Genomic DNA, 13,102 nt, shown 5'->3' on the forward strand with positions numbered 1-13,102 from the left:
ATATCACGCCCGCCGGCCGGCCGTGCTACCAGGGGCGGGATGCTCGACCTCGACCGCCTCGCCGAGGCCCTGGCCGGCGAGCCGCGCTACGGCGGCCGGCCGCTGGCGCCGCTGACCGACAAGGGCCTGGCCCACGACCACGTCCGCCTGCCCGGCAGCGGCCTGCTGCTGCGCATACCGAAGCAGAGCCAGTTCGGCTACGCCGCCGCCGACAACCTGGCCTACCAGGCCGCCTGCTTCGAGCGGGTCGCGGCGAGCGGCCACGGCCCGCGGCTCGACGGCGTGATCGCGCCGGGGCCGGGCCTGCCGATGGGCGCGCTGGCCGTCGAGGAGATCGCGGGCCGCCCGGCCGTGCTGCCGTCGGACCTGCCGGCCCTGGCCGAGGCCCTGGCCGCGGTCCATGCCCTCGGCCTGCCGCCGGCCGACAAACGGCCGCCGCTCGAGGACCACGAGGACCCGGTCGCCGGCGCCCTCGCCGAGATCCGCTTCCAGGCCGGCTATCTCGGGCGCGCCGAGGACCTCGATCTCGAGACCGCCCGGCTTCTGCGCGCCGAGCTCGCCTGGGCCGAGGCCTTCGCCGCCGAGGCCGCGGGCCACGCGCAGCCGCGCCGCCTGGTGCTGACCGACACCCACCCCGGCAACTTCCTGGTCCGCCCCGATGGCCGCGCCGTGATCGTCGACCTGGAGAAGGCGCTCTACGGCGCGCCGGCCATCGACCTCGCCCACGCCACGGTCTTCACCTCGACGACCTGGGACCTGGAGAGCCGTGCCGAGCTGACGGTCGAGGAGGTCGCCGGCTTCTACCAGCGCTACCTGGAGGCGGCCGGCCCGGAGGCGGCCGGGTCGCTGCGCCCCTGGCTGCTGCCGCTGCGCCGGATCCTGGCCCTGCGGGCGCTGACCTGGTGCGTGCTCTGGTCGGTCGAGCACCGCCGCGAGCGGCGGGATCTCGCCGCCTCCGCCGGCCGCGACTGGGCTGCCGGCCGGAGCGACGAAGCGCTGATCGCCCACGTCGCCGGACGGGTCGCCGAGTACCTGAGGCCGGCGACCGTCGAGGCCATGGGACGGGAGGCGGCGGCGCTCGGCCAGCTCCTCTGATATTCTTGTTTTGTTCCCGTCCCGGCGCTAGCATCGGCGCCATGAGCGAGCTGCCGCAGATCCGCGTGCGCAAGGGACGGGGTGCCGTGACCAACCAGGCCGGCCGCTTCGAGCCCTGCACGCGCGAGGCCGTCGACGACGGCTGGTCGACGGACGAGGCGCTCAGGGAGGCGACCCGGGTCGAGACCCAGGTGCTGCCCGACAGCAGCCGGACGATCCTGGCCAGCAACGACTCGCCGGACGTGCCCTTCGAGCGCTCGATCAATCCCTACCGGGGCTGCGAGCACGGCTGCATCTACTGCTTCGCGCGGCCGACCCACGCCTATCTCGGACTCTCGGCCGGGCTCGACTTCGAGACGAAGATCTTCGCCAAGCACGACGCGCCGGCGCTGCTGCGCAAGGAGCTGGCCAGGCGCTCCTACAAGCCCTCGACCCTGGCGCTGGGCGCGGTCACCGACCCCTACCAGCCGGTCGAGCGGCGGCTCGGCATCACCCGGGGCATCATCGAGGTGCTGGCCGAGGCCCGCCATCCCTTCGCGATCGTCACCAAGTCGGCCGGCGTGCTGCGCGACCTCGACCTGCTCGGCCCACTCGGCAAGGCCGGGCTGGCCAAGGTCTGCCTCTCGGTGACCAGCCTGGACCGCGATCTCGCGCGCATCCTGGAACCGCGCGCCTCGACCCCGACCCGCCGGCTGGAGGCGATCCGCGGCCTCGCCGAGGCCGGCGTGCCGGTCGCCGTGCTGGCCTCGCCGATGATCCCGGCGATCAACGACATGGAGCTGGAGCGCATCCTGGCGGCGGCGCGCCAGGCCGGGGCGACCAGCGCCTCCTACATCATGGTGCGCCTGCCGCTGGAGATCGCGCCGCTGGTCGAGGAGTGGCTGGAGGCGCACTTTCCCGAGCGCAAGGCCAAGGTGCTGTCGCTGATCCGGCAGAGCCGCGGCGGCAAGCTCTACGACAGCCAGTGGGGCAAGCGCATGCGCGGCGAGGGCGCCCACGCCGACGCCCTGGCCCGCCGCTTCCGCCTCGCCGCCAGGCGACTCGGCTTCGACGAGCGCCGCTGGGTCCTGGACACCAGCCAGTTCGTCCGCCCCGCCGCCGACGCCCGGCAGATGAGCCTGCTGTAGGAGAGGGCGTCTTCGCCGCCGCCTCGCTCCCGTCCGCCGGCCCCTTCCGCGTCGTCCCCACCCTCCCTTCGTCATCCCCGCGAAAGCGGGGATCCAGAGAACGACGCCGTGGGCGTGGACCGGCGACCGTTCGTGCCAACGGCCCTTTCCTCTGGATCCCCGCTTTCGCGGGGACGACGGCTATATGGAGGTATGGAAGATGAGGAAGATTTCATAAGATATTGAAATAAATACTATGACCGAGACTTCTGAGACATCGCCCCCAGCTTCGCCTCGCACCTCCACACCGCCCGCCAACCCACTGTCCCTACGACCTTTTCCTCGCCCCCCCTCTACGGACGCCGCGCGACCAGTCCGAAGATCCGGTGGTCGACCTGCAAGGGATCGTCCGGGAAGGCCGCCGTCAGCGCCTCGGCCAGGGCCGCGTCGAAGGCAGCGAGGGTGCCGGCGTCCATCACCGGGCCGGCGAAGCGGCTGGCCCGGACCCGGCCGCGCCAGGCCTCCTGCGTGTAGGTCAGCGGCTCGCAGTAGGAGAAGGCCTCGAAGTCGCGCAGGCCGGCCTCGGCGAGGTCGGCCAGCCAGTCCGGGAAGGCGAAGGTGCCGCGCTGGCCCGCCGGCGCCGCCTCGGCGAAGCGCCGCATGACCCCGACGGAGACCTCGCAGACGTTGCCGGGCAGGCGCTGCCAGTCGAGGCTGCAGATCAGGAGGGCGCCGCCGGGCCGCAGCAGCCGGACGGCCTCGCGCGCCGCGGCGGCACGGTCGAACCAGTGCCAGCAGGTCGCCGCGGTCACGAGATCGGCCGAGCCCCCGGGCAGGCCGGTCGCCTCGGCCGGGGCCTCCAGATAGCGCGGCCCGCCGCCGGCCGTCCTGGCGGCGGCCAGCATCGCCGGGTCGCGGTCCAGCCCGAGGACCGCGCAGCCGCGCGCCGCCAGGGCGCGCGCCAGCAGGCCGGTGCCGGTGCCGAGGTCGACCACCGCGTCGCCGGCGCGCGCCAGCCCGAGGCCTCCGAGCCGGCGGAAGAAGGAATCCGGGAAGCCCTGGCGGTGACGGGCATAGTCGCCGGCGCTGCGGCCGAACTCGACGGTCGTTCCGGTCATGAAACCTCCTTGGGCCGCCCCCCGTCCCCCACTCCACCGCGGCACGACGGGCCGCAGGACGGGCGGCACGGCAGCCTGTGCTATCGTCGTCCATGCCATGGAGTCGCTCCACGACCAGTCCCAGCTGACCGGCATCGCCATCGTCGCCCTGGTCGCGCTCGGCTGCGGCATGGCGATGGCGCGCCTCAGGCAGCCGGCGGTGGTCGGCTACATCCTGGCCGGCGCCCTGCTCGGCCCCTCGGCCCTCGGCCTGGTCCACGACCGGGCGGCGATCTCCCTGCTCGCCGAGCTCGGCGTCCTGATGCTGCTGTTCCTGCTCGGCATGGAGCTCAGCCTGCGCGCCTTCCGCGAGGTCTGGAAGATCGCGGTGGCGACCACGGTGGTGCAGATCGCCGCCGGCGTCGGCGTCACCTGGCTGGCCGCCCTGGCGACCGGCTGGCCGATCGAGCGGGTCGTCCTGCTCGGCTTCGTCGTCGCCCTCTCGAGCACCGCCGTCGCGGTCAAGATGCTGGAGGAGATCGGCGAGCTGCGCACCCGGGTCGGCCAGGTCACGGTCGGCGTGCTGATCGCCCAGGACCTCGCCGTCGTGCCGATGATGCTGAGCCTCGACGCCCTGGGCAGCGGCGGCCTGGCCGGCCGGGAGGGGCTGGTCGCCGGACTGCGCATGGGCCTGTCGCTCGGCTTCCTGGTGCTGCTGCTGCTCTACCTGGGCCGGCGCCAGCGCCTCAGGCTGCCGTTCCAGCGCCTGGTCGGCAAATCGGTCGACCTGACCCCGCTCGCCGGCCTGGTGTTCTGCTTCGGCGCCGCCGCGGCCTCCGGCCTGCTCGGCCTCTCGCCGGCCTACGGCGCCTTCCTGGCCGGCCTCGTCGTCGGCAACTCGACGGCGCGCACGACCATGATGCGCCACACCGAGCCGATCCAGGCCGTGCTGCTGATGGTCTTCTTCCTGTCGGTCGGACTGCTGCTCGACGTCCGCTACGTGCTGGACAACTTCCTCTCGGTCCTGCTGCTGCTGTTCCTGATCATCGGCCTCAAGACCGCCCTCAACGTGCTGGCGATCCGCGCCTTCGGCGAGTCCTGGCCGCGCGCCTTCCTGTCCGGCGTGCTGCTGGCCCAGATCGGCGAGTTCTCCTTCGTGCTGGTCGCGACGGCCCTCGCCCTCGGCATCGCCGGGCCCGACGAGCAGCGCCTGATCGTCGCGCTGACCGTGCTGTCCCTGACCATCGCGCCGCTCTGGCTCGGCGCGGCGCGCCAGCTGCACCGGGCGATCCTGCTCGGCGTCACCTCGGGTCCCGAGGCGGTGCGCCTGACTCTCGGGCCGCTGCGCCAGGGTACCGGCCGGGCCAGGCGCCGCGCCGGCGCGCTGGCGCTGCGGCTGAGCGTGGCCGGCCGGCAGGCGCGGCGCCGGCTGGCGGCCCTGCGGGGAGGCGACAGGGCCGGGGAAGTCTGATAGGCCGGAATCCGGATCGGGGAGACCAGGGCCATGCCGCCGGACTACAGCGAGGAACTGCGCCTGGGCGCTGCCGGGGGCCGGCGCATCGCCGGGCTCGACGAGGCCGGGCGCGGCCCGCTGGCCGGGCCGGTCTTCGCCGCCGCGGTCTGCCTGAGGCTCGACGCGCTGCCGAGCGACCTGCGCGATGGCCTGGACGATTCCAAGAAGCTGACCGCCGAGAAGCGCGAGCGCATCGCCGAGCTGCTGCCGCGCTACGCCGAGACCGCGGTCGCCCGCGCCGAGGTCGAGGAGATCGACCGGATCAACATCCTGCAGGCCTCGCTGCTGGCGATGCGCCGGGCCGCGGAGGCCCTGGGCAGCCCACCGGACGTCGCCCTGATCGACGGCAACAAGGCGCCGGCGCTCGCCTGCCGCTGCGAGACCCTGGTCGGCGGCGACGGCCGCTCCTTCTCGATCGCCGCTGCCTCGATCCTGGCCAAGGTCGCCCGCGACGCCGAGATGCTGCGGCTCGCCCTGGAGCATCCCGGCTACGGCTGGGAACGCAACAAGGGCTACGGCACGGCGGAGCACCTGGCCGGCCTGCAGCGCCTCGGTCCCTGCCTGCATCATCGCCGCTCCTTCGCCCCGATCCGCCTGCTTCTGGTGGGCGAGACCGCCGCGACCCCCTGCATCTAGTTTCAGGTCACCTTTCAAGGAAATCGTCTAAGCATCTGACTCGCATCACGAATCTTGACGCTCCTAAAGCATTGACTCAGGATGCGCCCGCAACGGACGGGGCAGGTGCCCCGCCGCAGGGAATTTCTGGGGGCGAGGACCGGCATGTCGGATCTGGGTAAGGGGCGCGGGACGCGCAGCACGACGGGCGGGCGGCCGGCCCTGCGCAAGGGCCCGGCGCAGCGCGGGCTGACCGACGTCTCGCTCGACCGGGTCGTCGAGGGCGACTGCATCGAGCTGCTGCGCGGCCTGCCGGCCGGCTCGGTCGACCTGGTCTTCGCCGATCCGCCCTACAACCTGCAGCTCGGCGGCGAGCTGCTGCGGCCGAACAACTCGCGGGTCGACGGCGTCGAGGACGCCTGGGACCGCTTCGACGACTTCGCCAGCTACGACCGCTTCACCCGCGACTGGCTGGCGGCCGCCCGCGACGCCCTCAGCGACGACGGCTCGCTCTGGGTGATCGGCAGCTACCACAACATCTTCCGGGTCGGCGCGATCCTCCAGGACCTCGGCTTCTGGATCCTCAACGACGTGATCTGGCGCAAGTCCAACCCGATGCCGAACTTCCGCGGCAAGCGCTTCACCAACGCCCACGAGACGCTGATCTGGGCGGCCAAGTCCAAGGACTCGCGCTACGTCTTCAACTACGAGTCCATGAAGGCGCTGAACGACGACCTGCAGATGCGCAGCGACTGGACCCTGCCGCTCTGCACTGGCGGCGAGCGCCTGAAGGACGCCGAGGGCCGCAAGGTCCACGCGACCCAGAAGCCCGAGGCCCTGCTCTGGCGGGTGCTGCTGGCCGCCAGCAACCCCGGCCAGCTGGTCGTCGACCCCTTCTTCGGCAGCGGCACGACCGGCGCCGTCGCCAAGCGCCTGGGCCGGCGCTGGCTCGGCTTCGAGCGCGAGGCCGACTACGCCGCGGCGGCGCGCAAGCGCATCGCCCGGGTCCAGCCGCTCGGGCCCGAGGAGCTGGAGACCATCAGGCCGCGCCGCGCCGAGCCGCGCATCCCCTTCGGCTGGCTGGTCGAGCGCGGCCTGATCGAGCCGGGCACCCAGCTGTTCGACCCGTCCCGGCGCTGGACCGCCAAGGTGCGTGCCGACGGCTCGCTGATCTCCTCCGAGCACCGCGGCTCGATCCACCAGGTCGGCGCCGCCGTCCAGGGCGCCCCGGCCTGCAACGGCTGGACCTTCTGGCACCTCGACGTCGAGGGCCGCGCCGTGCCGATCGACCTGCTGCGCCAGAAGCTGCGGGCCGAGATGCACTGAGGGACCGGTCGTTTCCGAGCCCCCGCGCGACCTGCCTACCGCACCAGCTCCCTGAGCGCCGCGCAGAAGCGCCCCAGCTCGTCGGTGTCGTTGTAGTAGTGGACCGAGGCGCGCAGCAGGTCGGGCAGCCTGCGGCGCGTGGCGTCGAGCAGGGTCGAGCGCGGGTCGCTGACCGAGACGTTGATCGCCCGGGCGCGCAGGGCGTCGCGCAGCGCCGCCGCCTCGTGGCCCTCGACGGTGAAGGTGACGAGGCCGCAGTGCCGCTTGCCGAGATCGCGCAGCGTGACGCCGGGAATCTCGGCGAGCCACGCACGCAGCTCCTCGGCCAAGGCAGCGACGCGCAGCGCGATCGCCGGCAGGCCCCAGTCGAGGGCGTAGTCGACCGCGGCACCCAGGCCGAGCAGGCCGGCGATGTTGAACTCCCAGTTCTCGAAGCGCCGCGCGTCGGGTCGCAGCTCGTAGCGGCCGGGCGCCACCCACTCGGCCGAATGCAGGTCCAGGAAGGGCGGGTCGAGGCGCTCCAGGATCGCCCGCCGGACGTAGAGGAATCCGGTGCCGCGCGGGCCGCGCAGGTACTTCCGGCCGGTCGCCGACAGCAGGTCGCAGCCGATCCGCTCGACGTCGACCTCGAGCTGGCCGACCGACTGGCAGGCATCGAGCAGGTAGGGGATGCCGTGGCGCCGGGCAACCTTGCCGATCGCCTCGGCCGGATTGACCAGGCCGCCGTTGGTCGGCACGTGGGTGACCGCGATCAGCCGGACCCGCTCGTCGATCATCGCTTCCAGGGCCGCGACGTCGAGCTGGCCGGCGGCGTCGCTCGGCACGGTCTCGACCAGGACGCCCCAGCGCCGGGCGGCGCGCAGGTAGTTGAGGTAGTTGCTGGCGTACTCGGCCTCGGCGGTCAGGATCCGGTCGCCGGCCTGGAAGCGGAAGGAATAGAAGGCGAGGTCCCAGGCGACCGTCGCGTTCTCGACCAGGGCGATCTCCTCGGGCCGGGCGCCGATCAGCGCGGCGACCGAGCCGTAGACCGCCTCCAGCCGCCCGGCCGCCTCGGCCTTGGCCTCGTAGCCGCCGATCTGGGCCTCCCGCTGCAGGTGGCCGACCTGCGCCGCCAGCACCGGCGCCGGCATCAGCGCGGCGCCGGCGTTGTTGAGGTGCAGCACCCCGGCACAGCCCGGCGTCTCGGCCCTGGCGCGCGCGACGTCGATCGACATGGTGCCCCTCCCTTCGCCTTGCCGGCTGCCACCCCCTGCTTGTCATAGCCTCCGGCTGCCGCCAAGCTCCCGGGCAAGAAGCGGCGGGCCGCGGAGAACCGCGGGTCGCGGAATTGGCGGGGAGTGCGGGAGACGATGGACAAGGACGAGCTGTTCCGCCTGGTCAAGCGCGGCGACGCCGAGGCGCTGCGCGCGGCGCTGGAGGGCGGCGCGGATCCCAGGGCGCGCGACCGCTTCGGCGTCAGCCTGCTCTACCGCGCCGCGGCGCGCGGCGACGAGGCGAGCGTCGGGCTGCTGCTCGAGCGGGGCGCCGAGATCGACCGCTCGAGCGACGCCGGCAACACGCCCCTGATGGTCGCCGCGGCGCGCGGCCATCTCGCCGTGATCGAGCGGCTGATCGCCGGCGGCGCCGCGCCCGGCCACCGCAACAAGTGGGGCTTCGACGCCGCCAAGTGGGCCGACTGGGCGCCGAACGGCGACGAGGTCAAGGCCCGGCTCTACGCCGCCGCCAAGGCGTGACGCCGGCCGGCCTTCTGCGACAGGCCGGCGGCGGCCTGGAGTTCCTGGGCCGGAAGCTGCCGCCCGCCCGGCTCGCGGCACGCGCCGAGACCCTGGCCGCGGCGCTTGCCGGCCGCGGGGTCAGCGAGGGCGCGACGGTCGCGCTGCTGCTGCCCGACAGCCCGGGCCTGGTCGCCGCCGTCTTCGCGCTGCTGGCGCGCGGCGCGCGGCCGCAGCTGCTCGACCCCGCGGCCGCCGCCGAGGCGCAGCTCGAGGCCCTGCGCGACGGCGGCGCCCGGCTGCTGCTGACCTACGACCTCCAGGGCCTGATCGACCGCGGCCTCGCCCTGCTCGCCGAGCGCCCGGACCTGCGGATCGGCCTGCTGCGCGCCAGCGAGGAGCTGCCCTTCCCGCGCAACCTGCTGGCGCCCCTGCTGCGCGGCAGCGGCCTCGGCCAGCGCCCGGCCCATCCGGCCTTCTTCCGGCTCGAAGCGGGCCGCGGAGCGCGGTACGACCGCGCGGCGGCCGGCGAGCAATTGCTGTTCAGCGACGGCCCGGCGACCTTCGCCGAGCTGCTGGGCGAGCGCCCGGACACGACGAAGCCGGCGCCGCTGCATCGCCGCGCCGGCTTCGCCTCTCTGCTCGCCCGCCTGTCCGACGGCGGGCGCTATCGGATCGAGCCGCGGCCTACTTCATCGTCGGCATGACGAACTCGGCACCGCTGCGGATGCCGGTCGGCCAGCGCGTCGTCACCGCCTTGAGGCGGGTGTAGAAGCGCACGCCCTCGGGGCCGTGCATGTGGTGGTCGCCGAACAGCGAGCGCTTCCAGCCGCCGAAGGAGTGGAAGGCCATCGGCACCGGGATCGGCACGTTGATGCCGACCATGCCGATCCTGGCGCGCTGGGCGAAGTTGCGCGCCGCGTCGCCGTCGCGGGTGAAGATCGCCGTGCCGTTGCCGAACTCGTGGGCGTTGACCAGATCGAGGGCGTCCTCGTAGCTGCCGCTGCGCATCACCGCGAGCACCGGCCCGAAGATCTCCTCCTTGTAGATGCGCATCTCCGGCTTGACCTCGTCGAACAGGCAGCCGCCGATGAAGTAGCCGTTCTCGTAGCCCTGCATGCGGAAGTCGCGGCCGTCGACGACCAGCTTGGCGCCCTCCTGGACGCCCAGGTCGACGTAGCCCTTGACCTTCTCGTAGTGCTGCCTGGTGACCAGCGGGCCCATCTCGGCCTCGGCGTCGGTGTAGGCGCCGATCTTCAGGCCGCGCACCCGCGGCTCCAGGCGCTCCATCAGCTTGTCGCCGGCATCGCCGACCGCGACCGCCACGGAGATCGCCATGCAGCGCTCGCCGGCCGAGCCGTAGGCCGCGCCCATCAGGGCGTCGGTCGCTTGGTCCATGTCGGCGTCGGGCATGACGATCATGTGGTTCTTGGCGCCGCCCAGGGCCTGGACCCGCTTGTTGGTCGAGGTGCCGGTCCGGTAGACGTACTCGGCGATCGGCGTCGAGCCGACGAAGGAGACCGCCTCGATGTCCGGGTGCGCCAGGATCGCGTCGACCGCCTCCTTGTCGCCGTTGACGACGTTGAACACGCCGTCGGGCAGGCCGGCCTGCTTCAGCAGCTCGGCGAGGTAGAGCGGCGCCGAGGGGTCGCGCTCCGAGGGCTTCAGGATGAAGGCGTTGCCGCAGGCCAGCGCGACCGGGAACATCCACATCGGCACCATGGCCGGGAAGTTGAAGGGCGTGATGCCGGCGACCACGCCGAGCGGCTGGCGCACCGAGTAGGCGTCGACGCCGGTGCCGACGTTCTCGTTGAACTCGCCCTTGAGCAGCTGCGGAATGCCGCAGGCGAACTCGACGACCTCGATGCCGCGGGTCACCTCGCCGGCGGCGTCGCCCAGCACCTTGCCGTGCTCCGAGCCGATCAGCTCGGCCAGCTTCGCCTTGTTGGCCTCGAGCAGCTCCTTGAAGCGGAACATGATCCGGGCGCGCTGCAGCGGCGCCGTCGCTGCCCAGCCCGGGAAGGCCGCCTTGGCGGTCTGCACCGCGGAATCGAGCTCGGCGGCCGAGGCGAGATCGACCTTCGCCTTGACTTCGCCGGTCGCCGGATTGAAGACCTCGCTGGTCCGTCCGCTGGTCCCCGCGACGATCCTGCCGCCGATGAAATGGTGCAACGCCTCGGCCATCTGCGCCGATCCTCCTTGTCGTCTGGAATTATCCTCTAGGGCTCGCCACCTTAACCGCAGCCTCGAACCGGATGAAGCCTTGCCGGATGCATGACGACGAAGCGGAAAGGAACGAGCTGCGGCGGGTGCTGACCGCGATGGCGCGCGAGCACGCGACGGTCACCTATCGCGACCTCTGCGAGCTCGCCGACATTCCGGGGCCCTGCCGGATCCAGCGCATCACCGATCTGCTCGAGCAGATCGTCCAGGAGGATCTGGCCGCCGACCGGCCGCTGCTGGCCGCTCTCGCGATCAGCCGCAGCCCGACCGCCATCCCGCAGCGCGGCTTCTTCCAGCTGCTCCAGGCGCTGGGCCGCTACGACGGCCCGGACGACGGCCCCTCGGCCGCCGCCTTCCACCGGGAGGAGCTGGAGCTCGCCTGGGCCTACTGGGGCGCCGGCGCCTAGGAGCCGCCCGGCTTGGCGGCCGCCGAGGCGCGTGCGAGACTTTCCCCGCCATGGCCACCGACCTTTCGAGCGAGACGCGACCCGAGGCCGAGGGCCTGGCCCTGAGCCGCACGGGCGAGCGGGTCGAGCTGACGCTGTCCGGCGCCTGGACGACCGAGCTCGCGGCGCGGCGCGAGGCCGCGCTGGCGGGGCTGCCGCCCTGGCAGGGCCGGGAGCTGCTGCTCGACCTCGAGGCCGTCTCGCAGCTCGACACGGCCGGCGCCTGGCTGCTGCTGCGCATGGCGCGCGAGGCCGAGGCGGCCGGGCTCGTCGTCACCTGGCAGGGCCTGGGCGAGGCGCGCCGCCGGCTGGTCGAGAAGGTCGCCGAGCACGAGAGCGCGCCCGGCGAGCCGGCGCGGCCCAACCGGCTGGTCGCGATCGTCGAGCGGATCGGCGAGAAGACGGTGACGGCCGGCGGCACGGCGCGCGACCTGCTGAACTTCCTCGGCCTGGTGACCATCGCCCTGGCACGCAACCTGACGCGGCCCGCCCGCCTGCGCTTCACCTCGGTGGTCTACCACATCGAGCGGACCGGCTGGGACGCGCTGCCGATCGTCGGCCTGCTGTCCTTCCTGATCGGCGTCGTGCTGGCCTACCAGGGCGCCGACCAGCTGGCCAAGTTCGGCGCGCAGATCTTCACGGTCAACCTGGTCGGCATCTCGGTGCTGCGCGAGATGGGCATCCTGATCACGGCGATCGTCGTCGCCGGCCGCTCGGGCAGCGCCTTCACCGCGCAGATCGGCACCATGCAGGTGCGCGAGGAGGTCGACGCGATGCGCACGATCGGCCTCGACCCGGTCGACGTCCTGGTCGTGCCGCGCATCGTGGCGCTGTCCATCGCCCTGCCGCTGCTGACCTTCTATTCCGACATCATGGGCATCCTCGGCGGCGCCATGATGAGCTGGATCGCGCTCGACATCTCGCCGCTGGAGTTCCTGCGGCGCTTCGAGGCGGGGATCCGCGTCAACCACTTCTACGTCGGCCTCGCGAAGGCGCCGATCTTCGGCTACGCCATCGCCCTGGTCGGCTGCTTCGAGGGCCTGAAGGTCACCGGCTCGGCGGAATCGGTCGGCCTGCGCACCACCACGGCAGTGGTCGAGGCGATCTTCGTGGTGATCCTGCTCGATGCGCTCTTCTCGATCTTCTTCTCGGTGATCCACGTATGACCCAGGCCCGCCAGGACGACGACAGCCCGGCGATCCGGGTCCAGGGTCTGACCACGCGCTTCGGCCCGAAGGTCATCCACCAGGACCTCGACTTCGAGGTGCGGCGCGGCGAGGTCATGGGCCTGGTCGGCGGCTCCGGCGCCGGCAAGTCGGTGCTGATGCGCACGATCGTGGGGCTCAACCGCAAGGCCGCCGGACGCATCGAGGTGCTGGGCCGCGACGTCGACCGGCTGAGCGACGGCGAGCGCCAGCGGCTGCGCGGCCGCTGGGGCGTGCTGTTCCAGGACGGCGCGCTGTTCTCCTCGCTGACCGTGCTGCAGAACGTCGAGGTGCCGCTGCGCGCCCACCGGCAGCTCGACCGGCGGCTGCAGCGCGAGCTGGCCGAGATCAAGATCGCGCTGTCCGGCCTGCCGGCCGACGCCGCCCACAAGCGGCCGAGCGAGCTGTCCGGCGGCATGCGCAAGCGCGCCGGTCTGGCGCGCGCCCTGGCGCTCGATCCCGAGCTGCTGTTCCTCGACGAGCCGACCGCCGGGCTCGACCCGATCGGCGCCGCCGAGTTCGACCGGCTGATCGGCGACCTGCAGCGCGCGCTCGGCCTGACCGTGGTCATGGTGACCCACGACCTGGACAGCCTCTACGCCGTCTGCGACCGCATTTCCGTGCTGATCGACAAGCGTGTTAGGGTCGGCACGCTCGAGGAGCTGGAGCGGGATCCCCACCCCTGGATCCAGGAGTACTTCCTGGGCCCCCGAGGCCGGGCGGCGGCGGCGGCGGCGTCCCGGCAGCGGCAGGAGGCCTGAGAG

The 13,102-nt window shown here is 72.9% G+C and carries 13 protein-coding genes; 10 read left to right on the plus strand and 3 right to left on the minus strand.

Features of this window, described 5'->3' with window-relative positions; all coding sequences use genetic code 11:
• The first annotated feature begins 39 nt into the window (after nt 1-39).
• Both B9O00_RS16445 and B9O00_RS16450 read left to right on the plus strand, forming a co-directional pair.
• Nucleotides 40-1,095, plus strand: coding sequence for a phosphotransferase (locus tag B9O00_RS16445; RefSeq protein ID WP_085123783.1), 1,056 nt, complete (start codon nt 40-42; stop codon nt 1,093-1,095).
• 41 nt (nt 1,096-1,136) lie between these two features.
• Nucleotides 1,137-2,222, plus strand: a complete 1,086-nt coding sequence (locus tag B9O00_RS16450; protein WP_085123784.1) for a PA0069 family radical SAM protein — start codon at nt 1,137-1,139, stop codon at nt 2,220-2,222.
• A 332-nt stretch (nt 2,223-2,554) separates the two neighbouring features.
• Here the strand turns inward: B9O00_RS16450 and B9O00_RS16455 are convergent, their stop codons facing one another.
• Entirely contained in the window at nt 2,555-3,319 is a 765-nt protein-coding gene (locus tag B9O00_RS16455) for a class I SAM-dependent methyltransferase (protein WP_085123785.1), read from the minus strand.
• A gap of 97 nt (nt 3,320-3,416) precedes the next feature.
• On the opposite strand from B9O00_RS16455, the gene B9O00_RS16460 reads away from it, so the two are divergent.
• The 3 genes from B9O00_RS16460 (at nt 3,417) to B9O00_RS16470 (ending at nt 6,752) form a co-directional block, all read left to right on the plus strand.
• A complete protein-coding gene (locus B9O00_RS16460) occupies nt 3,417-4,769 on the plus strand; it encodes a cation:proton antiporter domain-containing protein (protein ID WP_159460238.1) in 1,353 nt (450 codons plus the stop codon).
• A 33-nt stretch (nt 4,770-4,802) separates the two neighbouring features.
• A complete protein-coding gene (gene rnhB, locus B9O00_RS16465; RefSeq protein ID WP_085123787.1) occupies nt 4,803-5,447 on the plus strand; it encodes a ribonuclease HII in 645 nt (214 codons plus the stop codon).
• 144 nt (nt 5,448-5,591) lie between these two features.
• Nucleotides 5,592-6,752, plus strand: coding sequence for a site-specific DNA-methyltransferase (locus B9O00_RS16470; RefSeq protein WP_085123788.1), 1,161 nt, complete (start codon nt 5,592-5,594; stop codon nt 6,750-6,752).
• Nucleotides 6,753-6,787: 35 nt separating this feature from the next.
• On the opposite strand, the gene B9O00_RS16475 is transcribed toward B9O00_RS16470, so the two are convergent.
• Nucleotides 6,788-7,966: an aminotransferase class V-fold PLP-dependent enzyme gene (locus B9O00_RS16475; protein ID WP_085123789.1), complete on the minus strand. Its 1,179-nt coding sequence runs from the start codon at nt 7,964-7,966 to the stop codon at nt 6,788-6,790.
• Nucleotides 7,967-8,101: 135 nt separating this feature from the next.
• Here B9O00_RS16475 and B9O00_RS16480 point away from each other — a divergent pair, with 135 nt between their 5' ends.
• Both B9O00_RS16480 and B9O00_RS16485 read left to right on the plus strand, forming a co-directional pair.
• Nucleotides 8,102-8,485, plus strand: a complete 384-nt coding sequence (locus tag B9O00_RS16480; protein ID WP_085123790.1) for an ankyrin repeat domain-containing protein — start codon at nt 8,102-8,104, stop codon at nt 8,483-8,485.
• Complete coding sequence (locus tag B9O00_RS16485; RefSeq protein ID WP_159460239.1) at nt 8,482-9,171, plus strand: AMP-binding protein; 690 nt, start codon at nt 8,482-8,484, stop codon at nt 9,169-9,171. The genes B9O00_RS16480 and B9O00_RS16485 overlap by 4 nt, the downstream gene beginning before the upstream one ends.
• Here the strand turns inward: B9O00_RS16485 and B9O00_RS16490 are convergent.
• Complete coding sequence (locus B9O00_RS16490; RefSeq protein ID WP_085123792.1) at nt 9,152-10,648, minus strand: CoA-acylating methylmalonate-semialdehyde dehydrogenase; 1,497 nt, start codon at nt 10,646-10,648, stop codon at nt 9,152-9,154. The two genes, B9O00_RS16485 and B9O00_RS16490, sit on opposite strands and share 20 nt — an antisense overlap.
• Nucleotides 10,649-10,734: 86 nt before the next feature.
• Here B9O00_RS16490 and B9O00_RS16495 point away from each other — a divergent pair, with 86 nt between their 5' ends.
• From B9O00_RS16495 to B9O00_RS16505, 3 genes are read left to right on the plus strand one after another with little or no spacing between them, the layout of a single operon-like run.
• Entirely contained in the window at nt 10,735-11,094 is a 360-nt protein-coding gene (locus B9O00_RS16495) for a hypothetical protein (protein ID WP_085123793.1), read from the plus strand.
• Between the two features lie 50 nt (nt 11,095-11,144).
• Nucleotides 11,145-12,299, plus strand: coding sequence for an ABC transporter permease (locus tag B9O00_RS16500; RefSeq protein ID WP_085123794.1), 1,155 nt, complete (start codon nt 11,145-11,147; stop codon nt 12,297-12,299).
• Nucleotides 12,296-13,099, plus strand: a complete 804-nt coding sequence (locus tag B9O00_RS16505) for an ABC transporter ATP-binding protein (RefSeq protein WP_085123795.1) — start codon at nt 12,296-12,298, stop codon at nt 13,097-13,099. The genes B9O00_RS16500 and B9O00_RS16505 overlap by 4 nt, the downstream gene beginning before the upstream one ends.
• Nucleotides 13,100-13,102: the final 3 nt, after the last annotated feature.

The sequence above is a fragment of the Tistlia consotensis USBA 355 genome, from assembly GCF_900177295.1.
GTDB lineage: Bacteria > Pseudomonadota > Alphaproteobacteria > Kiloniellales > DSM-21159 > Tistlia > Tistlia consotensis.

Coding starts and splice junctions, on each gene's coding strand:
- B9O00_RS16480 (WP_085123790.1), top strand. CDS start 8,102: ATGGACAAGGACGAGCTGTTCCGCCTGGTCAAGCGCGGCGACGCCGAG.
- B9O00_RS16460 (WP_159460238.1), top strand. CDS start 3,417: ATGGAGTCGCTCCACGACCAGTCCCAGCTGACCGGCATCGCCATCGTC.
- B9O00_RS16505 (WP_085123795.1), top strand. CDS start 12,296: ATGACCCAGGCCCGCCAGGACGACGACAGCCCGGCGATCCGGGTCCAG.
- B9O00_RS16455 (WP_085123785.1), bottom strand. CDS start 3,319: ATGACCGGAACGACCGTCGAGTTCGGCCGCAGCGCCGGCGACTATGCC.
- B9O00_RS16500 (WP_085123794.1), top strand. CDS start 11,145: ATGGCCACCGACCTTTCGAGCGAGACGCGACCCGAGGCCGAGGGCCTG.
- B9O00_RS16450 (WP_085123784.1), top strand. CDS start 1,137: ATGAGCGAGCTGCCGCAGATCCGCGTGCGCAAGGGACGGGGTGCCGTG.
- B9O00_RS16495 (WP_085123793.1), top strand. CDS start 10,735: ATGCATGACGACGAAGCGGAAAGGAACGAGCTGCGGCGGGTGCTGACC.
- B9O00_RS16470 (WP_085123788.1), top strand. CDS start 5,592: ATGTCGGATCTGGGTAAGGGGCGCGGGACGCGCAGCACGACGGGCGGG.
- rnhB (WP_085123787.1), top strand. CDS start 4,803: ATGCCGCCGGACTACAGCGAGGAACTGCGCCTGGGCGCTGCCGGGGGC.
- B9O00_RS16445 (WP_085123783.1), top strand. CDS start 40: ATGCTCGACCTCGACCGCCTCGCCGAGGCCCTGGCCGGCGAGCCGCGC.
- B9O00_RS16475 (WP_085123789.1), bottom strand. CDS start 7,966: ATGTCGATCGACGTCGCGCGCGCCAGGGCCGAGACGCCGGGCTGTGCC.
- B9O00_RS16490 (WP_085123792.1), bottom strand. CDS start 10,648: ATGGCCGAGGCGTTGCACCATTTCATCGGCGGCAGGATCGTCGCGGGG.